This is a genomic window from Pseudomonas sp. LBUM1641, assembly GCF_059716235.1.
On record NZ_CP166815.1, the window covers coordinates 3523036 to 3549922 of the forward strand.

General features: G+C 60.0%; 23 protein-coding genes. 18 read left to right on the plus strand and 5 right to left on the minus strand.

What is annotated here, in order from left to right; translation table 11 throughout:
* Nucleotides 1–36: 36 nt before the first annotated feature.
* Nucleotides 37–1371, plus strand: coding sequence for an MFS transporter (locus tag ACA046_RS16050; protein WP_497677019.1), 1335 nt, complete (start codon nucleotides 37–39; stop codon nucleotides 1369–1371).
* A 30-nt stretch (nucleotides 1372–1401) separates the two neighbouring features.
* Nucleotides 1402–2649, plus strand: coding sequence for an OprD family porin (locus ACA046_RS16055; protein WP_497677020.1), 1248 nt, complete (start codon nucleotides 1402–1404; stop codon nucleotides 2647–2649).
* Here the strand turns inward: ACA046_RS16055 and ACA046_RS16060 are convergent.
* Nucleotides 2646–2864 (minus strand): DUF2790 domain-containing protein, encoded by a 219-nt coding sequence (locus ACA046_RS16060; protein WP_421552984.1) that lies wholly within the window; start codon nucleotides 2862–2864, stop codon nucleotides 2646–2648. The two genes, ACA046_RS16055 and ACA046_RS16060, sit on opposite strands and share 4 nt — an antisense overlap.
* Nucleotides 2865–2974: 110 nt before the next feature.
* Between ACA046_RS16060 and ACA046_RS16065 the strand changes: the two genes are divergently transcribed.
* Nucleotides 2975–3898 (plus strand): LysR family transcriptional regulator, encoded by a 924-nt coding sequence (locus ACA046_RS16065; protein WP_497677021.1) that lies wholly within the window; start codon nucleotides 2975–2977, stop codon nucleotides 3896–3898.
* A gap of 91 nt (nucleotides 3899–3989) precedes the next feature.
* Entirely contained in the window at nucleotides 3990–4823 is an 834-nt protein-coding gene (locus tag ACA046_RS16070) for an oxidoreductase (protein WP_497677022.1), read from the plus strand.
* Between the two features lie 8 nt (nucleotides 4824–4831).
* Here the strand turns inward: ACA046_RS16070 and ACA046_RS16075 are convergent, their stop codons facing one another.
* A complete protein-coding gene (locus ACA046_RS16075) occupies nucleotides 4832–5746 on the minus strand; it encodes a LysR family transcriptional regulator (protein ID WP_003217142.1) in 915 nt (304 codons plus the stop codon).
* 248 nt (nucleotides 5747–5994) lie between these two features.
* On the opposite strand from ACA046_RS16075, the gene ACA046_RS16080 reads away from it, so the two are divergent.
* The 4 genes from ACA046_RS16080 (at nucleotide 5995) to pgm (ending at nucleotide 12273) form a co-directional block, all read left to right on the plus strand.
* The gene (locus tag ACA046_RS16080; RefSeq protein ID WP_076013528.1) at nucleotides 5995–7017 is read left to right on the plus strand and encodes a zinc-dependent alcohol dehydrogenase family protein; all 1023 of its coding nucleotides are present in this window, start codon (nucleotides 5995–5997) and stop codon (nucleotides 7015–7017) included.
* A 654-nt stretch (nucleotides 7018–7671) separates the two neighbouring features.
* Complete coding sequence (locus tag ACA046_RS16085) at nucleotides 7672–9093, plus strand: hypothetical protein (protein ID WP_497677023.1); 1422 nt, start codon at nucleotides 7672–7674, stop codon at nucleotides 9091–9093.
* 24 nt (nucleotides 9094–9117) lie between these two features.
* Nucleotides 9118–10527 carry an aminotransferase-like domain-containing protein gene (locus ACA046_RS16090; protein WP_497677024.1) on the plus strand — a complete coding sequence of 470 codons (1410 nt, stop codon included), beginning with the start codon at nucleotides 9118–9120 and terminating at the stop codon, nucleotides 10525–10527.
* 99 nt (nucleotides 10528–10626) lie between these two features.
* Nucleotides 10627–12273 (plus strand): phosphoglucomutase (alpha-D-glucose-1,6-bisphosphate-dependent), encoded by a 1647-nt coding sequence (gene pgm, locus ACA046_RS16095; RefSeq protein WP_459020992.1) that lies wholly within the window; start codon nucleotides 10627–10629, stop codon nucleotides 12271–12273.
* Nucleotides 12274–12398: 125 nt separating this feature from the next.
* Here pgm and ACA046_RS16100 read toward each other — a convergent pair whose 3' ends face one another.
* Nucleotides 12399–13094 (minus strand): pirin family protein, encoded by a 696-nt coding sequence (locus ACA046_RS16100; protein ID WP_497677025.1) that lies wholly within the window; start codon nucleotides 13092–13094, stop codon nucleotides 12399–12401.
* 218 nt (nucleotides 13095–13312) lie between these two features.
* On the opposite strand from ACA046_RS16100, the gene ACA046_RS16105 reads away from it, so the two are divergent.
* Nucleotides 13313–15781: a UvrD-helicase domain-containing protein gene (locus ACA046_RS16105; protein ID WP_497677026.1), complete on the plus strand. Its 2469-nt coding sequence runs from the start codon at nucleotides 13313–13315 to the stop codon at nucleotides 15779–15781.
* A 116-nt stretch (nucleotides 15782–15897) separates the two neighbouring features.
* Here ACA046_RS16105 and ACA046_RS16110 read toward each other — a convergent pair whose 3' ends face one another.
* On the minus strand, nucleotides 15898–16170 hold the full coding sequence (locus ACA046_RS16110) for a DUF1652 domain-containing protein (RefSeq protein WP_497677027.1): 273 nt from the start codon (nucleotides 16168–16170) through the stop codon (nucleotides 15898–15900).
* A 260-nt stretch (nucleotides 16171–16430) separates the two neighbouring features.
* Between ACA046_RS16110 and ACA046_RS16115 the strand changes: the two genes are divergently transcribed.
* From ACA046_RS16115 to ACA046_RS16140, 6 genes are all read left to right on the plus strand, one after another.
* Entirely contained in the window at nucleotides 16431–17246 is an 816-nt protein-coding gene (locus ACA046_RS16115; RefSeq protein WP_497677028.1) for a helix-turn-helix transcriptional regulator, read from the plus strand.
* A gap of 49 nt (nucleotides 17247–17295) precedes the next feature.
* Nucleotides 17296–18702 carry an NAD(P)/FAD-dependent oxidoreductase gene (locus ACA046_RS16120; protein WP_497677029.1) on the plus strand — a complete coding sequence of 469 codons (1407 nt, stop codon included), beginning with the start codon at nucleotides 17296–17298 and terminating at the stop codon, nucleotides 18700–18702.
* 27 nt (nucleotides 18703–18729) lie between these two features.
* Nucleotides 18730–19071 carry a cupin domain-containing protein gene (locus ACA046_RS16125; RefSeq protein WP_003217122.1) on the plus strand — a complete coding sequence of 114 codons (342 nt, stop codon included), beginning with the start codon at nucleotides 18730–18732 and terminating at the stop codon, nucleotides 19069–19071.
* 60 nt (nucleotides 19072–19131) lie between these two features.
* Nucleotides 19132–20211 carry a polyamine ABC transporter substrate-binding protein gene (locus tag ACA046_RS16130; protein WP_404605639.1) on the plus strand — a complete coding sequence of 360 codons (1080 nt, stop codon included), beginning with the start codon at nucleotides 19132–19134 and terminating at the stop codon, nucleotides 20209–20211.
* 116 nt (nucleotides 20212–20327) lie between these two features.
* A complete protein-coding gene (locus ACA046_RS16135) occupies nucleotides 20328–20771 on the plus strand; it encodes a hypothetical protein (RefSeq protein WP_497677030.1) in 444 nt (147 codons plus the stop codon).
* Between the two features lie 167 nt (nucleotides 20772–20938).
* On the plus strand, nucleotides 20939–21397 hold the full coding sequence (locus tag ACA046_RS16140) for an REP-associated tyrosine transposase (RefSeq protein ID WP_497674372.1): 459 nt from the start codon (nucleotides 20939–20941) through the stop codon (nucleotides 21395–21397).
* Nucleotides 21398–21546: 149 nt separating this feature from the next.
* On the opposite strand, the gene ACA046_RS16145 is transcribed toward ACA046_RS16140, so the two are convergent.
* Nucleotides 21547–22341, minus strand: a complete 795-nt coding sequence (locus ACA046_RS16145; protein WP_497674373.1) for a helix-turn-helix transcriptional regulator — start codon at nucleotides 22339–22341, stop codon at nucleotides 21547–21549.
* Nucleotides 22342–22538: 197 nt separating this feature from the next.
* Between ACA046_RS16145 and ACA046_RS16150 the strand changes: the two genes are divergently transcribed.
* From ACA046_RS16150 to ACA046_RS16160, 3 genes are all read left to right on the plus strand, one after another.
* Complete coding sequence (locus ACA046_RS16150) at nucleotides 22539–23903, plus strand: APC family permease (protein WP_497674374.1); 1365 nt, start codon at nucleotides 22539–22541, stop codon at nucleotides 23901–23903.
* A 9-nt stretch (nucleotides 23904–23912) separates the two neighbouring features.
* A complete protein-coding gene (locus ACA046_RS16155) occupies nucleotides 23913–25013 on the plus strand; it encodes a DmpA family aminopeptidase (RefSeq protein ID WP_497674375.1) in 1101 nt (366 codons plus the stop codon).
* A gap of 364 nt (nucleotides 25014–25377) precedes the next feature.
* Nucleotides 25378–26826 (plus strand): serralysin family metalloprotease, encoded by a 1449-nt coding sequence (locus ACA046_RS16160; protein WP_497674376.1) that lies wholly within the window; start codon nucleotides 25378–25380, stop codon nucleotides 26824–26826.
* Nucleotides 26827–26887: the final 61 nt, after the last annotated feature.

The window sequence follows — 26887 nt, forward strand, 5'->3', positions numbered from 1 at the left end:
ACACTGACTCACAACAACAATAAAGAGAGCATTGCCATGCGTACCCATGACGTTAATTCGATTATCGACAACGCCCGTTTCAACCGTTTCCACTGGTTGGTAGTCAGCCTGTGTGCCTTGCTGTTGGTCTTTGACGGGTATGACTTGTTTATCTATGGCGTGGTCTTGCCATCGATCATGAAGGAATGGGGGCTGACGCCCTTACAGGCCGGCGCGCTGGGCAGTTACGCCCTGTTTGGCATGATGTTCGGAGCGCTGATCTTCGGTAGCCTGGCGGACAAGTTTGGTCGCCGCAAAGGCATCGCCATCTGCTTTGCGTTGTTCAGCGTCGCCACGGTGATTAACGGTTTTGCCAGCAGCCCGACTGAATTTGGTATCTGCCGGTTTATCGCCGGGCTTGGCTGCGGCGGGCTGATGCCCAACGCGGCCGCGCTGATTACTGAATCCGCGCCGAAGAAAATGCGCAGCATCCTGATGGCAGTGATTTTTGGCGGTTATTCGCTGGGCGGCATGCTCTCGGCCGGGGTCGGGATTTTCATGTTGCCGCGTTTCGGTTGGCCGTCCATGTTCTTCGCGGCGGCCATCCCGCTGCTGCTCATGCCATTGATTGTGTATTGGCTGCCCGAATCCATCGGGTTCCTTATCCGTCAGGGCCGACAGGAGCAGGCGCGCGCTCTGCTCAAGCGCCTGTCGCCGGAGACCCGGATCGACCCGGAAGACCAACTGCTCGTCAGCGCCGGTAAAGGCAAGGGCGCCTCAGTGTTGGAGTTGTTCCGCCATGGCCTGGGCTTGAGGACGGCGGCGATCTGGGTCGCGTTTTTCTGCTGCCTGTTGATGGTTTACGCCTTGAGTTCCTGGCTGCCCAAGCTGATGGCGGGCGCCGGTTACAGCCTGGGGTCGAGCCTGTCCTTCCTGCTGGCGCTGAACTTTGGTGGCATTGCCGGGGCGCTCGTCGGCGGTTGGCTGTGTGACCGGCTTAACCTGGTGAAGGTGGTGATCGGCTTCTTCATCGCCGCGCTGGTTTCCATCAGCCTGCTGGGGATCAATAGCCCGATGCCGGTCTTGTATCTGCTGATCTTTTTTGCGGGCGCCACCACCATCGGCACACAGATCCTGCTGTACGCCGGTGCCGCACAACTCTATGGCCTGAACATTCGAGCCACTGGCCTTGGCTGGGCATCCGGCATTGGCCGTACAGGCGCCATCGTAGGCCCGCTGTTGGGCGGCGCACTGATGGGCATTGAGTTGCCCCTGCACCTGAACTTCATGGCCTTTGCCATTCCTGGGGCTATCGCGGTGCTGGCGATGACGGGGTACGCCCTGAATGAACGTCGAGGCGGGCCAGAGGTGGTCGCCGCCCCGGCGCAATAACTGTCGATAACAATAACTAAGAGCAACGACATGAATACACAACGTATCTGGCTGTCCCTGTTGGGCATGCCCCTTGCGGCGACGGCGGCTGAGGGTGGTTTTTTCGCAGACTCCACAGCCACCTTGCAGGCCCGCAATTACTATTTCAGCCGCGACTTTTCGGACATCGTGGGCGCCAACAAGCAATCAAAGGCGCAGGAATGGGGCCAGGGTTTTATCCTGACCTACAAATCCGGCTATACCCCGGGGCCCGTGGGTTTTGGTTTGGATGCCCTGGGCACCCTGGGCCTCAAGCTCGACAGCAGCCCGGACCGGACCAATACCGGCTTGCTGCCGGTCAAGGGCGATGGCAGTGCCCCGGACGATTACAGCCGTTTGGGCCTGACCTTCAAGGCGAAACTCTCCAAAACCGAATTGAAGGTTGGCGAACTGCAACCCAACCTGCCGGTATTGGCCTTCAGCGACATTCGCCTGTTGCCGCCCAGCTACCAGGGCGTGAGTGTCAGCTCCGGCGAAATCGCGGGCCTGACGCTACAGGCCGGGCACTTGACCACCACCAGCCTGCGCAACGAAGCCGGCGACGAGAAGATGATCGCCATGCTCGGCCATGTGCCGCAACGCGGCGCAGAAAGTGACGCGTTCAACTATGTCGGCGGCGACTACGCCTTCAACACCAACCGCACCAGCGTCAGCTACTGGCATGGCCAACTCAAGGACATCTACCGCCAGGACTTTGTGGGCCTCAAGCACAGCCAGCCGATGGGCGACTGGATACTCGGCGCCAACCTCGGCTACTACGATGCCCGGGAAGATGGCGACAAACTGCTCGGCAAGATCGACAACCAGGCGCTTTTCTCGCTGCTGTCGGCCAAGCATGGCGGCCATATCTTCTACGTCGGCTATCAAGCCATGTACGGCGACAGTGCGTTCCCACGGGTGTTCGCCAACATCTCGCCACTGGGCAACGAGGTGCCCACCTACGAGTTCGCCTACACCGACGAACGCTCCTGGCAAGCGCGGTACGACTACGACTTCGCGGCGTTGGGCATTCCGGGGCTGACCACCACCGTGCGCTATATCACCGGTAATAACGTGACCACCGGCGCCGGTTACGAAGGCAAGGACCGCGAGCGCGACCTGGATATCGGCTATGTGGTGCAAAGCGGCACGCTGAGCGGCCTGGGCATTCGGGTGCGTAACGTCATGGCCCGTTCAAACTACCGCGGCGATATCGACGAGAACCGGCTGATCCTCAGTTACACCTGGAAGCTGCTTTAAACCCCGCCCTGGCACGTACCCATGACCTGGTAGTTGACGGTGTGGCTGACGCCCTGGCTGTCGAGATAAACCATCGTCGCCGGTTCTACCTGGCAACTGCCGGGCACGGGTGTGAGTGAAACAATGCGCTGGATATCCGGCGCTTCACTGCTGCCGGCCGCCATGGCGCCGGTAGCGCTGAAGAGCAGGATCAAGCTGAGCCATTTGATAGTCATGATGAGTCCCTCTGTGAGTAGGGTTCATTTTAGTGATTGCCACAGCGGGATAAAGACAGGAACAGGTGAATGACTCGTACGTATCAGGTAGCAATCGAGGGGCAACACTGATGGATCTGCTCAATGGCATGCAGGTGTTTGCCCGGGTTGTCGACACAGGCAGCTTTGCTGCGGCGGCCGAGGCTCTGGACATGTCCGGCGCACACGTGTCGCGGTTGATCGCCGAGCTGGAAAAACACCTTGAGACCCGCCTGTTGCAACGCACCACCCGACGCCTGAGCCTTACCGACTCAGGCGAGCGGTTCCTGCTGCGCTGTCGCGACATTCTTGAGGACGTGAGGGAAGCCACCGCGGAGGCCAGCGGCGCACACCTCAACCCGCGCGGGCGGTTGCGGCTGCATTGTATGAGCGGGCTTGGCGTGCTGATCACCCCGTTGATTGCCCGCTACAGCGAGCAATACCCGGACGTGTCCATCGAGCTGACCCTGTCACAGCACAACCCGGACCCGCTTGAAGAGGGCCACGACGTGGTGATCTCCATCGCCCATTCACTGCCGGATTCAGCGCTGGTGAGCCAGACGGTGGGGCAGTTGTTCAGCGTACTGTGTGCGGCGCCGGGGTATCTGGCCAGATACGGCGTGCCCGAGAGTCCGCTGCAACTGATGCAGCACCGACGTTTGCACCTTCAGGATTTCCAGGAGGATGCCTGGGTGTTCAAGGGTGAAGAGGGCGAGGTTGCGATTGCGCCGGGGGACACCTTCAGGACCAACGTGGCGGATGCGATGGTCAAGGCGACGCAGGAAGGAATGGGCGTCAGTTTGTTGCCGTTTTTCAGTGCAAGCACGGCACTGCGGGAAGGTTCGCTGGTGCGGCTGTTGCCCGACTATCGGCTAAGGGAGCGCAGCATTTTCGCGGTGTATCCGTCGAGGCGTTTTTTGGATGCCAAGGTGCGCACGTGGGTCGCGTTTTTGCTGGTGCAATTGCCGGTGTTGCTGGCGGAGCAGGTGAACGTGATTGAGGCTCCCCGAGGCTAATAGGAATAGGCAAACCTCATAGAGTTACCGGCATAGGTCGACAGTGCTTACCTGACTACCATGGGGGCACATCCACCGAGAGCCATTTCTCATGAGTACTCAAAAAACACTGTTCATCACCGGCATCAGCAGCGGCTTTGGCAAGGCACTGGCAGCAGAGGCATTGGCTGCCGGCCACCGTGTCATCGGGACCGTGCGCAATGAAACGGCCCTGCAGGCGTTCGAAGCGTTATCGGCGGAACGCGCCCATGGCGTAATTCTGGACGTCACGGACTTTGAGCGGATCGACAGCGTCGTCGCCGAGGTGGAGACCCGCTTCGGCCCGGTGGACGTCCTGGTGAACAATGCGGGTTACGGCCATGAGGGGATTTTTGAAGAGTCGCCGCTGGAGGACATGCGCCGTCAGTTCGACGTCAACGTGTTCGGCGCCGTTGCCGTGACCAAGGCCTTCGTGCCGTACTTCCGCCAGCGCCGTCGAGGGCACATCCTCAACATCACGTCCATGGGCGGCACCATCACCATGCCGGGTATCGCCTACTACTGCGGGAGCAAGTTCGCGCTGGAAGGCATCTCCGACACCCTGAGCAAAGAACTCAAGCCGTTCAACATCTTTGTCACTGCCGTGGCGCCGGGTTCGTTTCGTACCGATTGGGCCGGACGGTCCATGCAGCGCACGCCCCGCAGCATTGCCGACTACGATGCGAGCTTTGATCCGGTGCGCAAGGCGCGGGAAGAAAAAAGCGGCCATCAATTGGGTGACCCACAAAAAGCCGCGCAGGCGATGTTGACGCTGATTGCCAGCGACCACCCACCGGCGCATTTGCTGCTGGGCAGTGATGCGCTGGGTTATGTGCGGGAAAAACTGCTGCAATCCCTGCGGGATATCGATCAGTGGGAGGCTGTGACACGTTCTACGGATGGTTAAGTCATGGGTCAGAGGCTGTCCGGATCCCCAAAAAACATCTGAATCCGCGACCGCAACCACCGTTCCCCCGGATCATTGTCCTGAGACCCACGCCACGCCATGTGCAACTCAAACGTACGCACCGGCAACGGCGGCTCCTCCGCCCGCAACCCACCCGCTGAGGTCAACGCTTCAGCGGCATAGTCCGGCACGGTCGCGACAATATCGGTCCCCGCCAGCAACGTCCCCAATCCATTGAACTGCGGCACAGCCAGCACCACATGGCGCTTGCGGCCCAGTTTCTCCAGCTCTTCATCCAGAAACCCGCTCAAATCCCCGGCGAACGACACCAGGGCATGGGGCCGGGCGCAGAAGTCATCCAGGCTCATGGAACCCGGCATGCTGTCGGCCCGCAGCAGCATCGGCTTGCTGCGGCGCAGGACCTTGCGCTTGGCGTTGGCCGGCAAATCGGTGGTGTAGCTCACGCCAATCGAGATTTCCCCGGAGGCCAGCAGGCCGGGCATCAGGATGTAGTTGACGCGACGCACCACCAGCACGATGCCGGGGGCTTCGGCCCGCAGGCGCTTGAGCAGCAGTGGCAGCAGGGCGAATTCGACGTCGTCCGACAGGCCGATGCGGAATACGGCGGTGCTGGTGGCCGGGTCGAACTCCGATGCGCGGCTGACGGCCGTGGAAATCGAGTCCAGGGCAGGGGAGAGCAGGGCGAAGATTTCTACCGCACGGGCCGAAGGCTCCATGCTGCGCCCGGTACGCACGAACAGCGGGTCGTCGAACAGGCCGCGCAGGCGTGACAACGCCGCGCTGATGGCCGGCTGGCCCAGGAACAATTTCTCGGCAGCGCGGGTCACACTGCGCTCATGCATCAAGGTTTCGAATACGATCAACAGGTTGAGGTCGACACGACGCAGGTCGTTACGGTTCATCTTGTGTCCCAGGCGGCGTCAGTAAACTTGACGGGAGCGGTCATATAAGAACAATGACCGGCATGAATCTTACGGGGAAAGGCTGGTACTCTGCACCGGCTAATTCAGTTTTCCTACATGGCTTGGTGCGTTTTCCGTATGTGCGGAATCAATGACAGACATGTCGACTATTAATGGCGACCGGTGGCCTTGCTCCGAAAGCCCAGATAGAGTTCATGGCAATAGAGGTTACTTTGACGAGGTTTGCGATGTCCCGCACGATCCGTTTTCACAAGTTTGGTCCGGCCGAGGTGCTCAAATGCGAAGAGCATGCAGCCGCTAAGCCCGCATCGGGCGAAGTGCAGGTGCGCGTCGAAGCGATTGGCATCAGCTGGTACGACATTCTGTGGCGCCAGAACCTGGCGTCGTCCCATGCCCGCCTGCCATCAGGCCTGGGCCATGAAATGGCCGGTGTGGTGGTGGCCGTAGGCGAGGGCGTCGACGACCTGGCGGTGGGTGACAAGGTCGCCAGCTTCCCGGCCGAGAGCCCGAATGATTACCCGGTGTATGGCGAACAAATCGTCCTGCCCCGTTCGGCCTTGACCCGTTACCCGGACGTCTTGAGCCCGATTGAAGCCAGCGTGCACTACACGCCGCTGCTGATTGCGTACTTTGCGTACATGGACCTGGCGCGGGTCAAGCCCGGGCAATTTGCTCTGGTGACGGACGCCAGCCACTGTGCCGGCCCATCGTTTGTGCAACTGGGTAAAGCCCTGGGTGTGCGGGTGATTGCCGCGACCAAGACCAGCGATGAGCGCGAATACCTGCTGTCCCTCGGGGCAGAAAAGGTCATCGTCACCGAAGAGCAGGACCTGCTGATGCAAATCAACAAGTTCACCGACAACCGCGGCGTTGACGTGGTGTTCGATGGCTTGGGTGGCCCACAGATGTCGCTGCTGGGCGATGTGTTGGCGCCCCGTGGCAGCCTGGTGCTGTACGGCTTGCAAGGTGGCAACCAGACGCCATTTCCGGCCTGCGCGGCGTTCCAGAAGAACATCCAGTTCTTTGTGCACTGCATCGGCAACTTCACCGGCAAACCGGAACTGGGCATCATCCAGGATCAGGTGGCCTTGCAGCGAGCCTTGCGTGACATCAACCAATTGACCGCCGACAAGGTGCTGGTTCCGCTGAAGACCACGGTGTTTCCGTTCAGCCAGTTCGTCGAAGCACACCGTTATATGGACGAATGCCCGTGCCGTGAACGCGTAGCCTTGCAGGTAGAAGCTGTTTGATGTGTGGGAATATTCTTAAGCGAGTATTCCTTCCCCCGGGCGCATGGGGCAAATGCGCCATTTGACAGGATTAAACCTGCCCACCGTTTTAATCGGGACTTCAGCGTTTTAGCCCGATAAATCACTTTGCTGCCCCTCACGCCGCCCTGAATCCCAGTGCGGCGTTGTCGTGTCTGGGGGGGCGATACCCGATGCCCGCGCTCATCTGAACTGGTTTCAGTCCCGGTTCTGTATCTGTTAATCAGGATTCAAGCGCTGATAATTGCTCCCTCACTTTCATCTCAAGGATTGAGCAATGATTGAATATCTGAAGTCACCCCATGCGTTCATTAAATCCAATAAAGCGCTGTATGCCCGCTCTGGCGAAAAACCATTATCTAAGTTGGTTGCGTCAGATGCTTCTTTAGTTTGTAAGTTAAGACAGTGTAGGAAGTTGTCAGAACATTCCTAAGACAGCTGGCGTTAGCTCCGCCGCCCCGAAGCGTGGCGCGTTTCCGGGACTGGAAGCCCCGAAGCGCCCATTGGCAGGCACGGCGCGGTGCTAATCTCCATTGAATGTCACATGTTGCAACGCCCCTACAGAAACAACAGTCAGGCAGACACCGTTAGTTAACGGTTGCCCGACACTGATATTTCAACTCAGGTAGTAGAACTATGAGCGCTATTCACGAACAAGCCATGAACTATGTCTATCAACAAGTATTACAACGCTTGGTTGGACATTTTTCTCGAACAGAACGCACCTCGCTTCAATTATTGATTCAACGAATCGTGGTGGCGGCAGGCGGCATGGAGCGGATCGGTGAATACAAGGTGCTGGTCGCTCACGGCGCTGGCGCTGGCAGCAGCTACGCCTTGACCTTGCTGCGTGCGGCGCAACTGACACTCGCGGGCCGGGCGCCTCGCACCTTTCAACTGCGCGTCGCCACACTGCGCCACGCCGGCATGACGCAAACGGCGCTGGACACCTTGCATCGCGGCTACAGCGCGCTGTTTGTGCATGACGATCCGCGTGTGGAACTGCTGATGGTGGAAAACCAGGAAGTGTTGCCGTTCAACCACCTGCGACCGGCTTCCGCGATGGCGCGTGATACCAGTCGGCGCAACATGCTGATGGTGGGGCACCTGACTTCGGGAGACCTGCGCCAAACCCTGTGCAACGACGCCTACCTGGCCCTCGGCGACTTCTATCAGCGCGTGAGCACGTGGGACGGCGGCGTGCACGCGATGGTCAGCGGTGATTCCCCGCGCAAGCAACGCGAGTACCTGGCGTGGTTGAAGAAGGCCGCGCTGGCGGCAGGTGCAGCGATTCCGGCGCGGCAGCCTTTGGTGCTCAGCGGGTTATTCGCGCGCATGGACGAGTGGAGCAGCGCTTATTACGCCGATGTCTACGGCGAGCACTATGTCGCCGTCGATGCGTCCGACAAGGACACCGACCGTCCCCTGGCCTACATCGGTATTGCAGACCTGATGGAAGCCGTCGAATACCCGTCCGGCCCGTTGTTGCGCCAGTTCCTGGCTTATCAGCCGGACGAGTTTGGCTTTCATTTCAGCCATCCGACCTACGCGAACCCATTGCTGATGGCCCACCTGCGCGGCCTGCAGGCAGAGTGCCTGCGGGAACTGAGCTATGAAGAGGGCGCCTTGGGCTATGTGCAGCAGGCCACGCTGTTTATGCGGCGCAAGCAGATTCCCGAGCATCTGATCACCCAGGCCGGCACCCAGGATGGACGCGCCTTGTCGGCCGACTACGCCCAGACGCTGTTCGGGCTGGATGAAAACCAGCTGAACTGCCTGATGTTTTCGCCGTTTATCCGTCATGGCGAGCGTCTCGAAAGCTTTTTGCGCCAGTGCCACCCCGGCATGCTGGTGGCACTGCCCGAGCTGCACAAGGCGCTGCAAGGCAAGCCGGTGGCCGAGATGCTTATGCAATGGGCGATCGACATCAGCGGGCTGCCGATCAACCTGTTGCAACATCTGTATCGCAAGCGGCCTGCCACAGCGGCGCCATGTGGGGCTGCAGCGCCGCAGCAAGAAGCGCCTGCCCTGGCAACCCGCCAACTGGCAGGGCGTTGAGGGGGTGACGGCGGGTAAACAGCGATGAACCTCAAGGACGACAGCCAGACCGACTTCGCTTACCAGGCGGTGTATCGCTACATGATCAACCTCATCAGTGAGGTCGGCACCGACGCCCGGGTAAAATTGCCGTCATTGCGGCAATTGTCTCAGCGCCTGAATGTGTCGATCTCGACCATCCAATACGCTTACTCGTTGCTGGAGAAGGAAGGGCGGGTCTATTCGGTGGCCAAGTCGGGTTATTACGCCTGGCCGGTGTTGAATAAGCCGCCCAATAGCAGTGGTGACCTGCTGGAGCGCCTCTATGCCAGTGCACGACGCCCCGGCATGCTGGTGCTCAGCGCCGATGAACCGGCACTGGGGGCGTCTCTGGACGGTGCGTTGTTGTTGCTGGAGCGCGAACTGTTGCGTCACTACCCGCGCCATCTGCAGCCATGGTCGCAGCCGTGCGGCGTCTGGGAATTGCGCGCGGCACTCGCGGCACGCTACACCTCGTCTCCAACCCGCTGCTGGCAGGCGGATGAGGTGTACATCGGCGCCGACCTGCGCGGAGTGCTGGAGATCCTGATTGAGGTGCTGGGGCTCAAGGGTGCTGCCGTTATTGTGGAATCTCCCTGTGACTGGTTGATTCTGCGGTTGTTGCAGGGCGCGGGCGTGAAGGTCCTGGAACTGCCGTTCACGGCGGACGGCGGCCTGGATCAAGGGTTGCTCGAGCAATTGCTCAGCAATGAACCGGTTCAACTGGTGCTGCTCTCTTCGTGCGTCAGCCTGCCGTCAGGCATCGTCCTGTCCACTCATGACCGCCTGCATTTGGTACGGTTGCTGAACCAGCATGGCTGTTGGTTGTTAGAAAATGACAGCCATGGCGAACTGGGCTTCGAGCAGCCAGCCACTGCCTTGCGGGACCTGGCGAACCCCGAGCGGCTGATGGTGTTTTCCACCTTCGAGAAAGTGCTCGGGCCTGAAGCGCCGTTTGGTTATTTGCTGTCCCGCCACTTGAGCGGCGAGCTGCAACGCCTGTTCCTGCTGCGCGAGTTCCGGTTGTCCTCTATCCGCCAGCGGGCTATTGCGCGGCTCTACCTGAGCGGGCGGATCGACCAGCATCTGCGGGAGTTACGCCCGCAACTCAAAGAGCAGGCCCGGCTGATGAGCCTGCGCCTGGACGAGCATCTGGGGGATCAAGTGAGCTACCAAATGCCTGCCGCTGGCGCCACCTTCTGGTTGCGCTCAACGGCGGCGGTGGACATGCGCCAGGTGTTCCAGCGCCTGCTCGGCCGGCAGGTGGTGATCGCGCCGGGTGAGTTGTTCAGTGTCAGTGGCCTGCACCGCCAGCATTTGCGGCTGAGCCATACCTTCGACGGGGCGCATAACCTGGAGAACGCCCTGGGTGAGCTGGCTCAGGCGCTGAGGCAGACACAGACCGGCGCCGAATGAAATTTCCCTGATTGTTGTAGGATTTATAACGTCGCGGAGCAGTCCAACTCTCAGTAAACTGCACTTTTTTCCGAATCCTTCTCTTTCAGAGGTTTATGCATGACTCTCAGTCCTTTTGCGGGCAAGCCGGCACCAGCTCAACTACTGGTAGACATCCCGCGACTGGTAACGGCCTATTACACCGGCCAGCCTGATGCAGCGATCTCCACCCAGCGCGTCGCCTTTGGTACCTCCGGGCACCGCGGCAGCTCGTTCGACCTGAGCTTCAACGAGTGGCACGTGCTTGCCATCAGCCAGGCCATTTGCCTTTACCGTGAAGCCCAAGGCATCAACGGCCCGTTGTTTGTCGGCCTGGACACCCACGCACTGTCCACCCCAGCCGGCGCCAGCGCGCTGGAAGTGCTGGCCGCCAATGGCGTACACGTGATGTTGGCCGAGGGCGACGAGTACACCCCGACACCGGCGATTTCCCACGCCATTATTTGCTACAACCGTGGCCGCACCAGCGGCCTGGCCGACGGCATCGTGATCACGCCGTCCCACAACCCACCGCAAAGCGGCGGCTACAAGTACAACCCGCCGAATGGCGGCCCCGCCGATACCCACATCACCAAGTGGATCGAAGCCAAGGCCAACGAACTACTGGCCAACAAGCTGGCCGGGGTCAAGCGAATTCCCCACGCCCAGGCGCTGAAGGCCGACACCACTCATCGTCACGACTACCTGAATACCTATGTGGCCGACCTGGTCAACGTCATCGACTTTGATGCGATCCGCAGCGCTGGCCTGCGCCTGGGCGTCGATCCGCTGGGCGGAGCAGGGGTGCGCTACTGGTCGGCCATTGCCGAGCACCATCGCCTGAACCTGAATGTGGTGAACACCGAAGTCGATTCCACCTTCCGCTTCATGAGCGTCGACTGGGACGGCCAGATCCGCATGGACCCGTCCTCCAGCTACGCCATGCAAGGCTTGATCGGCCTCAAGGACCGTTACGACGTGGCCTTCGCCTGCGACCCGGACCACGACCGCCACGGCATCGTGACGCCATCCGGCGGCTTGCTCGCGCCGAACAACTACCTCGCGGTGTCTATTGATTATCTGTTCCAGAACCGCCCCGAATGGCGTGCTGATGCTGCCGTTGGCAAGACCGTGGTCAGCAGCGGCTTGATTGATCGCGTGGCCAAGCGCATTGGCCGCCGCCTGTACGAAGTGCCGGTGGGTTTCAAGTGGTTTGCCGACGGCCTGTTCGACGGCTCCCTCGGTTTTGGCGGTGAAGAAAGCGCCGGTGCGTCGTTCCTGCGCAAAGATGGCAGCGTGTGGAGCACCGACAAGGATGGCTTGATCCCGGCGCTGCTGGCCGCAGAGATGACGTCCCGCAAAGGCCAGGACCCGAGCCAGATCTACCGTGGGCTGACTGACGCGTTGGGTGAGCCGTTCGCCATTCGTGTGGATGCCAAGGCCACCCCGGCGCAGAAAGCCTTGCTGGGCAAGCTGTCGCCGGACCAGGTGACGTCCACGCAGTTGGCGGGGGAAAGCATCCAGCAGATCCTCAGCCACGCGCCGGGTAACGACCAGGCGATTGGCGGGCTGAAAGTGATGACTGAAAACGGCTGGTTTGCCGCACGGCCATCGGGTACTGAGGACATCTACAAGATCTATGCCGAGAGCTTTATCGGCGAGGATCACCTCAAGCAGCTGGTGGAAGAGGCGCAGGTGTTGGTGGACGGGGCGATCTCGGCTGGCTAGAGCCGTAACAACTGTAGGAGCGAGCTTGCTCGCGAAGGACTTTAACGATGACGCGGGCTTTCTGAAAACACGCGGCGCTCTTTAGTTTTTCGCGAGCAAGCTCGCTCCTACAGGGGTGTTTAGCGTCAGGCGAGGTCGACCAACACGATCTCGCTGTCTTCAATCGCCGTTACCCGCAATACCTGCTCATCCTCAACCGCCACACCGTCTCGAGCTTGTGCACGCAAGCCGTTGACTTCAATCACCCCGGTCGCCGGCACCAGGTACGCCCGGCGTCCGCTGTCCAGCCGATACTCGGCACTTTCACCAGCTTTCAAATTGGCCGCTACAAGCCGTGCATCCGCACGAATGCGCAGGCTTTCGCTGTCGCCAGCCTTGCCACTGGCCAGGGTCACAAAACCTTCGCGGTCACCCTTCGGAAACGGCTTGGCGCCCCACGACGGCGGCAAACCCGCCTCATTGGGAATAATCCATATCTGGAAAATCTTGGTCGGCGTGGCTTCCAGGTTGTATTCGCTGTGGGCGATCCCGGTGCCGGCACTCATTACTTGTACGTCGCCGGCCTCGGTACGGCCCTTATTGCCCAGGTTGTCGGCATGGCTGATGGCGCCTTCACGCACATAGGTGATGATTTCCATGTCCCGGTGCGCGTGTTGCGGGAAGCCGGTGCCCGGTGCAATGAGGTCGTCGTTCCATACCCGCAGGTTGCCCCAGTGCATGCGCTTGGGGTCGTGGTACTCGGCAAAGGAAAAGTGGTGGTGAGCGTCCAGCCAACCGTGATTGGCGCCGCCCAGGGTGTTGAAAGGTCGAAGTTCAAGCATGATCGTCTCCTGTGGATGGGAGCCATGATCCAGCAGCACCCATTCGATAAAAAGCGTAAAAAATGCAGGATTCCTATCGAATGCTTCGATGCCGATGCTCAAGACGTATCTTCACTTCATCGCCTAACTGCATGAGCCCAAAGCAATTGGCTGGAACTGAGGGGCATTTGCGGCGAACATAGCGCTCTAGTCCGAGTTAAAGCCTCGCAGGAGTCCGCGTGCCGCAACACACCCCCGATCTGCCTCCCGAACTGCGGCCACTGGCCGAAATGCCCCTGTTGAAACGGCTCGCCGCCCGATTATTCGGACATGGCCTGACGCGCTTGCGTGCCCAGCACCGGTTTTCCTGGTTGCATGGCCAGGCCGATGGCTTTCGAAGTGGCCACACGGCCGGCGTGGAGTATGGCTATAAGGAAGGCAAGGCAGAGGGTATCGAAGAAGGCCGCCAAGTCCTGCTGATCCGTGACTTCCGGCCGGATGGACACACCGCGCCGGGTGTCGACGACAGCTTGTTCGACGATTGGCGCCTGCCGCTGACCACCGAGCTGAAAAAACGTATCAAGGCCGATGTGGCGCGCCTGCTGCCAGCCCATGCCCAGCCGAGCACGGCCCAGTGGAAGATGATCTTCAGCGACACGCCGTCCACCTCGGTAATTGCCGGCGCCGGCGCCGGTAAATCCACCTCGCTGGTGCTGCGTATCCTGCTGCTGACCCATTACCTGGGCTTTGAGCTGAGCTCGATGACGGTGGTGACCTTCACCCGCGAATCCCGCAAGGACTTCATCAACAAGCTCATGGAAATTCTCGCCTTGTGGGGTCAACCCCTTGGTATGAAAGAAGCTCAAGCCGTGGTGCGCACCTTTCACTCGCGCATTCTGCCGATGGTCCGCAGCCTGCCGGGCCTGGAGCGACTGCAGGCGTTTGAGAACCTCAACGCGCGTACCGAAGCGGGTTTTGATGAGGCCGACAGCAACCCCTTTGAATTGCGGATCAACGACGTCCAGCGCCAGCAACTGAATGCCTGCTACCACCAGCTGCATGGCCGTCACGAACGCTTCCGCGAACTGATTGCCCCGTTGGCGCGCCACGCCCTGCAACTCAAGGAGCTTGAGCGGGATCATCCTGACGTGCAGAAACGCGTGGCCGTTACCGAGCTGGCCGCCAAGCGCGATGAAGAACTCTGTGATGTGATCGAAGACCTGTGGTTTCGCGCCGGCGCCTGGCCGATCAAGGGCATCGAGCCCAATCGCCAGACCTTCGATATCAACGGTGCGCAGTTTCATTGCCATGGCTACATTGCCGAGCTGGATGCCTGGGTAGTGCTGGGCTTCGACCCTCGGGAAAATGCCCAAACCAGTCGTCCCGGCGCCAAGCTGTCCGTGCGTGCAGAGTGGGCGGTAAAGCGCACCCTGTTTCAAGCTTTCTGCCGTAAGCCGCTGATATGGCTGGACAACTATCAGTCATCCAGGCGTCTTCTGAGCAGCTTGGCCGGCGATGCAACAGCGGGCCCGGGCTTCGATTACAAGGTCAAGGGCGAGCTGGCTTCGACGCCACTGCTGGACAGCTTTGTCGCCGCCGCCGGGTTTATCGAGAACCTGGGGCTGGATGTGCCCACCGCCGTGGGCAAGATGAGCTTTGCCAAGGACGATCCAGACCGTTTTTACTTCGAGGCGCTGAGCATTTTCTGGAAAGCCCTGGAAGACCACTTGCTGGATCAATCGCCACCGGTCATGACCTACAACCGGATGTTCTCGCTGTTTGGCGAAAACACCCCGGAAAACCTCAAGCTCCTGAGCGACAGCCTGCTTCGGCCGATGTCGCACCTGATGATCGACGAGTTCCAGGACGTGTCGCCGCAGATCGTCTCGTGGATCCGTGCCAGCCTGCGGGAAATTCGCAGCCGTGGCCCGGCCATGCACGTAGGCCGTGGCGCCCAGCGTTCTTCGCTGTTGTGCGTGGGGGATGACTGGCAGTCGATCTATGGCTGGCGGGGCAGCTCGCCAAAGTACTTCATGGAGTTCAACAAGGAATTCCCGTCACCCACCACCACGCGGGTGATGCTGGGCGAGAATTACCGTAGCCATCAGCACGTTATTGATGCTGCCGAGCACATCGTGCGTGCTGCTCCGGCCATCAGCGGCAAGAAAGCCAAGGCCAGTGGAACCGCGAAGGAACTGGTGCCGGTCAGCGTGCGTGATCGTGACGATGCGGCGCTGGGCCAGCAACTGCTGGCGCACTATCAAAAAGGTGATTCGGTATTAATGCTGTATCGAAAAAGTAGCGATAAGTCATTGATGCAAGAGCATATTCAGGCTGTAGTTAATCTGGATTCTAGCTTGCCGTATGGCGATCGCCGTCTGAAGCAACTGACCTATCACAGCGCCAAGGGTCTGCAAGCGGATGCGGTATTCCTGCTGGGCGACTGCCAGCACTTGACCAGTTCGCCGTACAAGAACCAGGTCTACCGCATGGCGGGCCTGGGCAAGGATGGCGATACCGACGCTTACGACAGCGCGCAAAAAGACGAAGTGCTACGCCTGGCCTACGTGGGCATCACCCGGGCAGTGAGTCATTGCTACTGGTATGTCGACGCGCAGGATGGCCAAGGGGTGAATGTGCCGAAGGCCTCGGATCGGGTTGCCGGGGACAAGCCGTTTTTTGATGATCAGCGCATCAGCAAATCATAAAGGGTGACGTTGAATCACGTGGCGAGGGAGCTTGCTCCCGCTGGAGTGCGCAGCGCTCCTAGAATTTTGGGGCTGCTACGCAGCCCAGCGGGAGCAAGCTCCCTCGCCACACCAGATCAAACCCGCAGCGACAGCGGCGGCACAAACGACTCCAGCTCATCCTCTACGGCCTCGATGATCCGCTCCACATCAGCGGCATTCATCACCGTGGCACAAGGAATGCCGGCGATCGCAATCAGGGTTTCTCCGCTGGCCCGGTCGAACAGTCGGGCGATCATGCTGCCGGGAGCATCCATGCTCGCCTCAAAGCCCAGTGGATGAAAATGCCAGCGCATCAGCTGGCAGGCGTTGGGGAATGTCACTTTGTTCATCTTGCCCACCTTGTTCATTGAGCGCTTCCTTTAGCTCGCTGCAGGGGCGCCATGACCGTCACTGGTCCTGGCCGTCGTGAGCTTTAAAAATAGCATTCGTTCGCATTCTGCATGGGAGTTTTTTCGTTCCGTTCGGCGGTTGTTTTCAGGAAGTTTGACGTAGGTCATGTACTACGTGGAAATGGGCGAAAGGCCATTAGGCGTAACTGTCAAATGGCCATTGAACCCACCCGGAAAGTTGGGCAAGCTCGCAGGCTGTCCCAGCCTTAGAGCGCTCCATGCCCGACTTCATCCCGGATGATTCCCAGCAGACCCAAGCCACTGGTGAGTTAGTGCTGCGTCACCATCTGTGCTGGAAACACCGGGACCTGGACGGCGTGATGTCGTATTACCACCCGGACATCCAGTACCACGATTTCTTCCAGAACCGCGTAGTGGGCGCAGACGATCTGCGCGAGTACCTGCAAGCCAGCATGCCCCGTGGCGCCGACGAGGCCATCGAGCACACCGACCGCATCCGCGCCGACGGCGACACCGCGTTCATCCAGTACCGCATCACCTTGCGGGGCGGCCAGGGCCTGGTGTCGTTTCGTACAAGCGAAGCCATCACCGTGCGTGACGGCCTGATCTGGCGGGTCAACGAATACGCCTCGCTGGTGCACGAACAATCTGCCAGCCGCAGCGAGACCACGCGCCCCACCGTCAGCCGCCTGGGCCTGTCGCCCCAGCAACTGAGTTACATGGCCAAGGACCTGCAGCAGTACTTCGAGCGCCAGCAACCCTATCTGGACCCCGAGCTGGATCTGCAACGGGTGGCGAAGGAGTGCGGGTACAGCCGCAACCAGATCTCCTACCTGCTGAACCAGGTGCTGGGCCAAAGCTTTTACCGCTACGTCAACCAGGCGCGACTCCAGCATTTGCTGGCCGCACTGGACAAGGCCACGCCGCCGATCCGCATCGACGATCTGGCGTTTGCCGCTGGCTTCAATTCGACGTCGGCCTTCTACAGCTGCTTTCGCCAGCACACCGGCCAGTCGCCCAAGGCCTACGTCAAACAAATTTCCCTGCGTGCACGCGCGCAAGACAGCCCCTGAGGCCAGGCTCTAGGATCACTGCCATCGAAGTGTGGTGGTGGAGCTTGGCATGCCTGCATGGCGCAATATCAGTTTATGGATGGACCAGCTGGACGAGCCGCTGGTGGCGCGCGCGTCCCTGGAGCACGACCTGGACGTCAACGTGGCCATTATCGGCGCCGGCTACACCGGGCTGTGGACTGCGTACTACCTGAAGCGCCAGGCGCCCGAGCTGAAAATCGCCATCATCGAGGCGCAAACCGCCGGGTTCGGCGCCTCGGGCCGTAACGGCGGCTGGCTGATGGGTAACCTGCTGGGGGAAGACCGGTTGCTGGCCGGCTTGTCCCCGGAGCAGCGCCGGGCCTCGTTCGACCTGCTGCACGCCATTCCCGATGAAGTGGCCCAGGTGATCGAGCGCGAAGGCATCGACTGTGACTACCGCAAGGGCGGCGTGCTGTACTGCGCCGCGCGTTATCCCGAGCAGGAAACCAGCCTGCGGGCCTACTTGGCCAAACTCCACGCTCAGGGCCTGACCGACGACGACTACCGTTGGCTCGGCCCGCAGCAGTTGGCCGAGCAAATCCGCATTGCCAAGCCTTATGGCGGCATCTATGCACCCCACGTTGCCACGATTCACCCGGCCAAGCTGGTGCGTGGCCTGGCGCGGGTGGTGGAGCAGATGGGCGTCACGATCTATGAAAACAGCCCCGTCACCCATTGGCAGTCCGGCAGCCTGCGCACGGCTAAAGCTTCAGTACGCGCGTCATGGGTGGTGCCGGCGGTGGAAGGGTATGCCACCACATTGGCGCCTTTGGGCCGCTATCAGTTGCCGGTACAAAGCCTGATTGTCGCCACCGAACCGTTGCCCGCCAGCACCTGGGACGAAATCGGCCTGAACCGTGGCCAGGCCTTCGGCGAAAGCAGCCGCCAGGTCACCTACGGCCAGCGCTCGGCGGACAATCGCCTGGTGTTCGGCGCCCGTGGTGGTTATCAGTTTGCCGGCAAGCTGCGGCACAACTTCGACCTCACCGACAGCGAAGTCGAACTGCGCCGCTACCTGTTCGGTGAACTGTTCCCGCAACTCAAGAAAGTCCGGATCACCCACGCCTGGGGCGGCAACCTCGGCATGTCCCGGCGCTTCAAGCCGCACATGCTGTGCGATCACGCGGCGGGCATCGCCCTGGCCGGTGGTTATGGCGGCGAGGGAGTAGGGGCCAGCAACCTGGGCGGGCGTACCTTGGCCGACTTGATCCTGGGGCTCGACACGCCGCTGGTCACGCAGCCATGGGTCATTCAGCCGGGCCGGCTGGACGGGCTCAAGGCCTGGGAACCGGAACCCTGTCGCTGGCTGGGCTACAACGCGATCATTCGCAGCTTTGTCCATGAGGACCAGGTGTTGGCCAACCCCAACACCGCGCCGTGGCGCCGCAAGCTGGCCAGCGGGGTTGCCGGGTTCATGGAAGGTTTCATGCACTAAGTCGTTTCAATCACCACAGGTATGAACATGAGCATTACCCAGTTCAAAGACACACTCAGCGCCCATTTACCGGACTCTTCCCCCGTTGCCGTGCCGCTGGGCACGCCGGTGGCGGTGGCCTCGACCTTGAGCGTGGAGCGTAGCGACGGCGTCGAAACCGGCATCTGGGAATGCACGCCCGGGCGCTGGCGCCGGCAGATCAAAGCCCAGGAGTTTTGCCACTTTATCCAGGGACGCTGCACCTTCACCCCCGACAACGGAGAAATGCTCCACATAGAAGCCGGCGATGCACTGATGTTGCCGGCCAACAGCACGGGTATCTGGGATATCCAGGAAACCGTGCGCAAGACCTATGTACTGATCCTCTGATTCTTTGATCTTTGATCGCCTGCCATAAAAACAGCCCTAAAACCGCCAGGAAATCGAACCATGAGACCCATTGCCCTGTTGCCGCTGGTATTTGTCGCCACCCTCAGCCAAGCCGCCGAGACGGTGAAGATCTACAACTGGTCGGACTATATCGCCCCCGACACCACCAAGAATTTCCAGAAAGAAACCGGGATCGGCTTCACCTACGACGTGTACGACAGCAACGAAACCCTCGACGGCAAGTTGATGACCGGCAAATCCGGCTACGACGTGGTGTTCCCCTCCAACCACTTCATGGCCCGGCAGATACAGGGCGGGGCGCTGAAGAAGCTCGACAAGAGCCAGTTGCCCAACTGGAAGAACCTCAACCCGGTGCTGCTCAAGGCCCTGGAAAACAACGACCCGGGCAACGCCCACGGTTTCCCGTACCTGTGGGGCAGCACCGGCATCGGCTACAACATCGACAAGGTCAAGGCGGTACTCGGCGACAACGCCCCGGTGGATTCCTGGGACCTGATCTTCAAGCCCGAGAACATGCAGAAACTGCAGAAATGCGGCGTGGCGATCCTCGACAACGGGCCGGAACTGCTGCCAGCGGCCCTCAACTACCTGGGCCTGCCGCACCACAGCAAGAAGGCTGAAGACTACAAAAAGGCCGAGGACCTGCTGATGAAAGTGCGGCCGTACGTGGCGTACTTCCACTCATCGAAATACACCGCCGACCTGGCCAACGGCGACATCTGCGTAGCCGTCGGCTTCTCCGGCGACATCCTCCAGGCCGAAAGCCGCGCCAAGGAAGCCAAGAACGGCGTGAACATCGGCTACAACATTCCCAAGGAAGGCGCCGCCATCTGGTTCGACATGGTCGCCATGCCCGCCGATGCCCCGGATGAAAAAGCCGGCTATGCGTTCATGAACTACCTGCTGCGCCCGGAAGTGATGGCCAGCATCACCAACTACGTGCACTACGCCAACGGCAACACTGCGGCAGACAGCCTGGTAGACCCGGCGATCAAGAGCGACACCAAGGTGTACCCAAGCCCGGAAATGATGGGCAAGTTGTTTGCCCTGGAAGCGATGCCGCTGAACATCGACCGGATTCGTACACGGGTGTGGAACACCATTCGTACCGGGCGTTGATTCTTCAGAGATGATTTCGCGACAAAGCATTGCTTTTTAGACTGTCATTTATGACAGGTTAAAGGTTGTCGAATTGATGCTATTGATATGGCTCTAACCCGATCAAGGAGAGAGCCATGTCAACCAATGAGCCAAAGGTATTTGAAAGAACGAACCCGCAGAACGAAGCCAGTGGAGAAGTCAAAGGTGAAATCACCAGCGGCGTTGACCCACATGATTTCAAGGCGAAGTTTCTTTATCTTGATCGCCAACCCGGCGCGGTGCGTTTTTTCGGCGTAGATAACGAATTTGCGGATCCAACCCCGGGAGATCCCTTCAACAGGGAGGGCATCGAAGTCAGATTGATAAAACCCAATGCCCAAAAGACCGAATACACAATTGGTGACGGAGATGTCTACGCCAGTTATGCCGGGCCTACTGGAGAAGAAATTCCGACCCAAAGCGGCACAGTCACGTATCACCAAAATGATAGGGATAACAGCGTTAACGGTCGTATTCAGTTAACACTGTCGGGGCGAACCACAGTCGACCTGATTTACTGGTTGAAAACTCAAGAGTGATTGAGAACCGGCGGGGCCGGCCCGCCGCGTCGCTCACATGCCCTTGCCTACGGACTCTCCAGCGTACCGGGCGTTGATTGGCAATATTTGGTCGCTCATCAATGACTGCCTTCAGGTGCTGCGCCTTCTAAATTCCACGCCTCCTAATGTTGATTTGGAGGCAAGGAATGCCTGTATCAAACAAGTCTGGACGATTGCGGATTGGCAGGGCGTCAGAGGTTGGCGGGGTGTACCTGTTGACCGCTGTGGTCGACCGGCGTTTGCCGATCTTCAGTGATTGGCGGCTTGGGCGGTTGCTCGTAAAGGAGTTTCGGCAGGCACATGAAGATCAATGGGCGAACTCACTCGCGTTTGTGGTGATGCCGGATCATTTTCACTGGCTGGTCCAGTTGCGTGACAAGTCGTTGGCCGAGTTGATGTGCCGGATAAAGTCCTGCAGCAGTTTGACGGTCAATCGTGCGCTTGGGCGCAGGGGCCGGCTTTGGCAAAAGGGGTATCACGATAGGGGTGTTCGGCGTGAGGAGGATTTGAAGGATTTCGCCCGTTACGTGGTGTGTAATCCGATTCGCGCGGGGTTGGTGAGGCGCGTGCATGATTATCCGCTTTGGGATGTTTGGTGGCTTTGAGGGCCTCACGCAGCCTCGCTGGGGCTCGACAGCTGCTACGCCGTGAGGTGGGGGGGTGATTCGCTTTGGGATGTTTGGTGGCTACGCCGCGATCTCACCTCCGTAGCAGCTGTCGAGCCCAAGCGAGGCTGCGTAGCCACACCGCGGAATTAAGGATTCTCCAAGTCATGCCCCAACGACTGGATAAACAACGAAAACAACTCCGGTTGCGACGAGATATCCAGCTTGGCATACAGGTGCCGACGATGAACCTTGACCGTATCCGGCGAGATATTCAGCCGTTCGGCCATGGCTTTTGACGAAAACCCACGCAACACCAACCGCGCAATTTCCAGCTCCCGCTCCGACAACACCCCACAGCCAAAATGACTCAGCGCATCCCGGATCTGGCTGGCCATCTCGGCAGGCGCGGCTACCCGCTGTGTGCTCTGCTGCCAATGCTGCTGCATCAACGGCAACACCCAGGCCGCCAGCGTGGTCATCAACCCGGTTTCCTCGCCGGTAAACAACCGCTGCATCCCCAACGACAGCGACAACGTGCCCGCACCCGGTAATTGCAGGATGAACTGCACCTCGTCTTCCAACACGTTGTCGTGGAAGTAATTGAGGAAGTACTCACTCTGGCGAAAATGATCCGGCGCCACTTCTTCAAGGCGGTACACGCCACTGGCATAGCCTTCGCGGCACGCCTGGAAAAACGGGTCCAGCAAGTACAAGCCATTGAGGTAAACCAGCATCGACGCCGGCTTGCTGCTCGGTTGCGCGTCGTACTCCTCCAGCGCCTGGGGCGGGCCGTCGACGGGGTAGAAGATCGCCAGGGCATTGTCGAAGGGCACGCATTGGTGCAACAACAGCACCAGTTGTTTCCAGAAACGCCGGGTGCCGATCTGTGCGACGGTGCGTCCCAGGCCTGCGTGCATGCCGACTTCACTGAACAGGCTCATGTGCAGCTCCACGCAAAGGATTCAGGCCGCAAGGGTTCGACTTTTGCCGGTTGCCGTCAAGGGGAGTACTCCAATAGGGGAATTGGCCGCCTTACCCGCAGCGTTTAAGTTTGCCGTCAGTCAGCGGGGAACATACCCCGCGCCGCTTCACCTTTTCGTTTCTGCCTCAAACCAAGAACAATCAAGAGGATAACGATATGAGTGCTCCTTCCACGCCCGACGGCGTGCTGAAACCCACCTTGAGTGTGTTCGACGTGGTAGCCATCACCGTCTCGGCGGTGACCCCGGCCAGTTCAGTATTCGTGATTGCGCCCTTTGCCATCCAGCAGGCCGGCAGCGGGGTGTTCCTGGCCTTTGTGATGGCCGCCTTGCTCGCGCTGATGTTCGCCTTTTGCTACGCCGAACTGGGCCGCGCCCACAACAGTGCTGGTGGTGAGTACGTGTACGCCAAGCGGGTGTTCGGCGGCATGGCCGGTTATGCGACGTTCCTCACGGTATTGGTGATGTTGCTGTTTATCCCGCCGGTGCTGGCCACCGGCGCGGCGACTTACCTGAATAACGCCCTCGGCACAAAATTCGACTCACAAACCGTGGCCCTGGTCATCGTGGTGTGCAGCTACGCCCTGGGCATTCTGAATATCAAGCTGAATGCCTGGATCACCGGCACCTGCCTGCTATTGGAAGTGGCGGCGTTGCTGGTGATCGTGTTTATCGGCTTCGGCAACCCGGTGCAGCCGGCCAGCGTGCTGCTGCAACCGCAAATCGTCGAGAACGGCGTGCTGCACCTGGCGCCCTGGGCGCTGGTGATCGGCGCGGTGGGCATTGGCCTGTTCTCCTTCAATGGCTATGGCCCGGCAGTGTTGCTGGCGGAAGACATGAAGTGCGGCGGCAAGGGCGTGCACAAGGCGGTGTTGTGGTCCCTGGGCCTGGTGGTGGTCATCGAACTGGTGCCGATCACCGCATTGTTGATCGGTGCGCCATCCCTCAGCGCGATGATCAGCAGTCCCGACCCGATCGGCTACCTGCTGACCAGCCACGGCAATGAAACCTTGTCGCGGTTGGTGAGTGCCGGGATTTTCCTGTCAGTGTTCAATGCGATTGTCGCCATCGTTATTCAGATTGGTCGGGTCGTGTTCAGCAGCGGTCGCGACGCGCTGTGGACGCCCACCATCAATAAACTGTTCACCCGGATCCACCCACGCTGGGATTCACCGTGGTTGGCTACGCTGTTCCTGGCAATCCCTTCGGCGTTGCTCAGCTTCAGCTCGAACCTGGCGGACCTGACGTCCTTCAGCGTGTTGCTGATCATGCTGGTGTACCTGATCGTGGCGTTGAGCGCGTTGATGAGCCGGGTGCTGCTGCGTGACCGCGAGCATCCGTATCGCATGCCGTTGTGGCCAGCGCCGGCATTGCTGGCGGTACTGGGGGCCGGCTACCTGTTGGTAACCCTGGCGATGGCCGCTTCGGTTCGGGACATCATGATTATCATCGGCCTGTTGGCACTGTCGGTGATCCTGTATTGCATCAGTGGCCGGTTGAGTCCGGCGTTTCAGAAATTGTAAGGAGTGGTTATGCGCGCACGTCAATTGGGCATCACGTTGGGGCTGGGCACGCCCGGTGAGTTGAATGCCATCACCGACGTTCCAGGGGTTCGGGTCGGCCACAGCACGATCAAGACCCGCATCAATGGCAAACAGGTACGGACCGGCGTCACGGCCATCCAGCCCCGGGCCGGTGCCGCGCGGTATCAGCCGTGTTTTGCCGGCTACCACGTGCTCAACGGCAATGGCGACGCCACGGGGCTTGAGTGGATCGCCGAGTCGGGCCTGCTGACCACGCCACTGGCGATCACCAACACCCACAGCATCGGCGTGGTACGCGACACCCTGATTGCCCTGGAGCGCGAAAGCCTGGCAGACCCGGCGGTGTACTGGTGCATGCCGGTGGTGATGGAGACCTACGACGGCTTGCTCAACGACATCTGGGGCCAGCACGTCGGCCCGGAGCATGTGCGCGAGGCGTTGGCCAACGCCGAATCCGGCCCCGTGGCGGAGGGCGCCGTGGGCGGCGGCACCGGAATGATCTGCCATGAGTTCAAGGGCGGGATTGGCACGGCCTCGCGGCGTTTGTCGGCGGAGCAGGGTGGCTGGACCGTCGGTGTGCTGGTGCAGGCCAACCATGGCAAGCGCCAGGAATTGCGGGTGGACGGCTACCCCGTAGGTCGGCAACTGATGGAAATCCCGTCACCGTTTGCCGATCGCGGTACGCCCGGCATGGGCTCCATCGTGGTGATCATCGCCACCGATGCGCCACTGTTGCCCCATCAGTGCCAGCGCCTGGCCCAACGGGCGTCCATCGGCATTGCGCGCACGGGCGGTGGTACCGAGGACTCCAGCGGGGACCTGTTCCTCGCGTTCGCCACCGGCAATCAGGATTTGCCGGTGGCCGACTACGGGCGCAAGGGCCTGCCCCTTAGCACGTCGCTGCAAATGGTCAATAACGACCATATTTCGCCCTTGTTCAGCGCGGCGGCGGAGGTGGTCGAGGAAGCGATCATTAATGCGATAGTGGCCGGGGAAGATATGCTCACCGACGACGGTGTGCGAGTGCCGGGGCTGGATTCGCAGATACTCCTGCAAGCATTGCGTCAAACAGGCTGGCGCGCGCAATAATTAAACTAAGTCTTGTCCCGGTAATACGGGACAAACACTTAAGTAGTGGCCATTCAATACTAGTAATGACACGGTGACACTTTCTTAGTGCACCTCAAGCAATACTTTGGATCCATTCCTCAGCAAATGTCTTTAGGAGTATTTAATATTTAAATAGCTGGAATTTTATAAAGCGCTATTTGCCAATGTTTGCAGGTTTTGTTCGTCAGCCCAACTTTTTCCTTGGATAAAAACCGCTGGACGAATGATTTCAGGTTGTGTCAGTTTTCTTTCGCCTTCAAAAGGGGCGAGTGATCGAACTTACTCGCCAGAGTGGGTCCGGTCGGACAAAAACTGTTCCACTTGCAAACAAGGAAGTACGTTTATGTCAAAAGTAAAAGACAAAGCTATTGTATCGGCGGCTCAAGCAAGTACCGCTTATACGCAAATCGATAGCTTTAGCCATCAATACGACCGCGGCGGCAACCTCACGGTCAATGGCAAACCTTCGTTCACCGTTGACCAGGCCGCTGACCACCTGCTGCGTGAGAACGCCGCGTACCGCGACGTGGACGGCAATGGCAAGATCGATCTTACCTACACCTTCCTGACGTCGGCTTCCAACTCGACCATGAACAAACATGGGATCACCGGGTTCAGCCAGTTCAACAGCCAGCAGAAAGCACAGGCCGTACTGGCCATGCAATCCTGGGCTGATGTGGCCAAAGTCACCTTCACCGAGAAAGCCTCGGGCGGTGACTTCCACATGACCTTCGGCAACTACAGCGGCGGCCAGGACGGCGCAGCGGCCTTTGCCTACCTGCCGGGCACCAACGCCAAGTACAACGAAAGCGGGCTTGACGGCACTTCCTGGTACCTGACCAACAACAGCTATACGCCGAACAAGACGCCGGACCTGAACAACTATGGCCGGCAGACCCTGACCCACGAAATCGGCCACACCTTGGGCCTGGACCACCCTGGCGACTACAACGCCGGGACCGGTAACCCTTCGTACAAAGACGCGGACTATGGACAGGACACGCGCGGCTACAGCGTCATGAGTTACTGGAGCGAGAGCAACACCAACCAGAACTTCAGCAAAGGCGGGGTAGAGGCTTACTCGTCCGGCCCGCTGATCGACGACATCGCCGCGATCCAGAAGCTCTACGGCGCCAACTACAGCACCCGCGCCGGCGACACCACCTACGGCTTCAACTCCAACACCGGGCGTGATTTCCTCAGCGCCACCTCATCGGCCGACAAGCTGGTGTTCTCGGTATGGGACGGTGGCGGCAACGACACCCTGGATTTCTCCGGTTTTACCCAAAACCAGAAGATCAACCTCAATGAGACCTCGTTCTCCGACGTGGGTGGCCTGGTAGGCAACGTTTCCATCGCCAAGGGCGTGACCGTAGAGAACGCCATCGGCGGTTCGGGTAACGACCTGTTGATCGGTAACGCAGCAGCGAACGGCCTCAAAGGCGGTGCCGGTAACGACATCATCTTCGGCGGCGCCGGTGCAGACCAGCTGTGGGGCGGTTCAGGCAACGACACTTTCGTGTTCGGCGCCAGCTCGGACTCCAAACCAGGTGCGGCCGACAAGATCTTCGACTTCACCTCGGGCTCGGACAAGATCGACCTCACCGGCATCACCAAAGGTGCAGGCCTGACCTTCGTCAATGCGTTCAGCGGTCATGGCAGCGAAGCCGTGCTGTCCTACGCCTCGGGTACCAACCTGGGCACACTGGCAGTGGACTTCTCCGGGCACGGCGTGGCGGACTTCCTCGTCACCACCGTTGGCCAGGCAGTAGCCAGCGACATCGTGGCTTGATTCAGGTGTAAAGGAGGGTGGCGCACACGTGCCGCCCTCTGCCCTTGCATCCACCCCTCGA

What these genes read in the sequence shown, in the direction of transcription:
- ACA046_RS16060 (WP_421552984.1), bottom strand. Translation starts at nt 2,864, where the DNA reads ATGACTATCAAATGGCTCAGCTTGATCCTGCTCTTCAGCGCTACCGGC.
- ACA046_RS16135 (WP_497677030.1), top strand. Translation starts at nt 20,328, where the DNA reads ATGTCAACCAATGAGCCAAAGGTATTTGAAAGAACGAACCCGCAGAAC.
- ACA046_RS16075 (WP_003217142.1), bottom strand. Translation starts at nt 5,746, where the DNA reads ATGAACCGTAACGACCTGCGTCGTGTCGACCTCAACCTGTTGATCGTA.
- pgm (WP_459020992.1), top strand. Translation starts at nt 10,627, where the DNA reads ATGACTCTCAGTCCTTTTGCGGGCAAGCCGGCACCAGCTCAACTACTG.
- ACA046_RS16050 (WP_497677019.1), top strand. Translation starts at nt 37, where the DNA reads ATGCGTACCCATGACGTTAATTCGATTATCGACAACGCCCGTTTCAAC.
- ACA046_RS16090 (WP_497677024.1), top strand. Translation starts at nt 9,118, where the DNA reads ATGAACCTCAAGGACGACAGCCAGACCGACTTCGCTTACCAGGCGGTG.
- ACA046_RS16065 (WP_497677021.1), top strand. Translation starts at nt 2,975, where the DNA reads ATGGATCTGCTCAATGGCATGCAGGTGTTTGCCCGGGTTGTCGACACA.
- ACA046_RS16085 (WP_497677023.1), top strand. Translation starts at nt 7,672, where the DNA reads ATGAGCGCTATTCACGAACAAGCCATGAACTATGTCTATCAACAAGTA.
- ACA046_RS16145 (WP_497674373.1), bottom strand. Translation starts at nt 22,341, where the DNA reads ATGAGCCTGTTCAGTGAAGTCGGCATGCACGCAGGCCTGGGACGCACC.
- ACA046_RS16125 (WP_003217122.1), top strand. Translation starts at nt 18,730, where the DNA reads ATGAGCATTACCCAGTTCAAAGACACACTCAGCGCCCATTTACCGGAC.
- ACA046_RS16155 (WP_497674375.1), top strand. Translation starts at nt 23,913, where the DNA reads ATGCGCGCACGTCAATTGGGCATCACGTTGGGGCTGGGCACGCCCGGT.
- ACA046_RS16100 (WP_497677025.1), bottom strand. Translation starts at nt 13,094, where the DNA reads ATGCTTGAACTTCGACCTTTCAACACCCTGGGCGGCGCCAATCACGGT.
- ACA046_RS16150 (WP_497674374.1), top strand. Translation starts at nt 22,539, where the DNA reads ATGAGTGCTCCTTCCACGCCCGACGGCGTGCTGAAACCCACCTTGAGT.
- ACA046_RS16140 (WP_497674372.1), top strand. Translation starts at nt 20,939, where the DNA reads ATGCCTGTATCAAACAAGTCTGGACGATTGCGGATTGGCAGGGCGTCA.
- ACA046_RS16160 (WP_497674376.1), top strand. Translation starts at nt 25,378, where the DNA reads ATGTCAAAAGTAAAAGACAAAGCTATTGTATCGGCGGCTCAAGCAAGT.
- ACA046_RS16115 (WP_497677028.1), top strand. Translation starts at nt 16,431, where the DNA reads ATGCCCGACTTCATCCCGGATGATTCCCAGCAGACCCAAGCCACTGGT.
- ACA046_RS16080 (WP_076013528.1), top strand. Translation starts at nt 5,995, where the DNA reads ATGTCCCGCACGATCCGTTTTCACAAGTTTGGTCCGGCCGAGGTGCTC.
- ACA046_RS16130 (WP_404605639.1), top strand. Translation starts at nt 19,132, where the DNA reads ATGAGACCCATTGCCCTGTTGCCGCTGGTATTTGTCGCCACCCTCAGC.
- ACA046_RS16055 (WP_497677020.1), top strand. Translation starts at nt 1,402, where the DNA reads ATGAATACACAACGTATCTGGCTGTCCCTGTTGGGCATGCCCCTTGCG.
- ACA046_RS16110 (WP_497677027.1), bottom strand. Translation starts at nt 16,170, where the DNA reads ATGAACAAGGTGGGCAAGATGAACAAAGTGACATTCCCCAACGCCTGC.
- ACA046_RS16070 (WP_497677022.1), top strand. Translation starts at nt 3,990, where the DNA reads ATGAGTACTCAAAAAACACTGTTCATCACCGGCATCAGCAGCGGCTTT.
- ACA046_RS16120 (WP_497677029.1), top strand. Translation starts at nt 17,296, where the DNA reads ATGCCTGCATGGCGCAATATCAGTTTATGGATGGACCAGCTGGACGAG.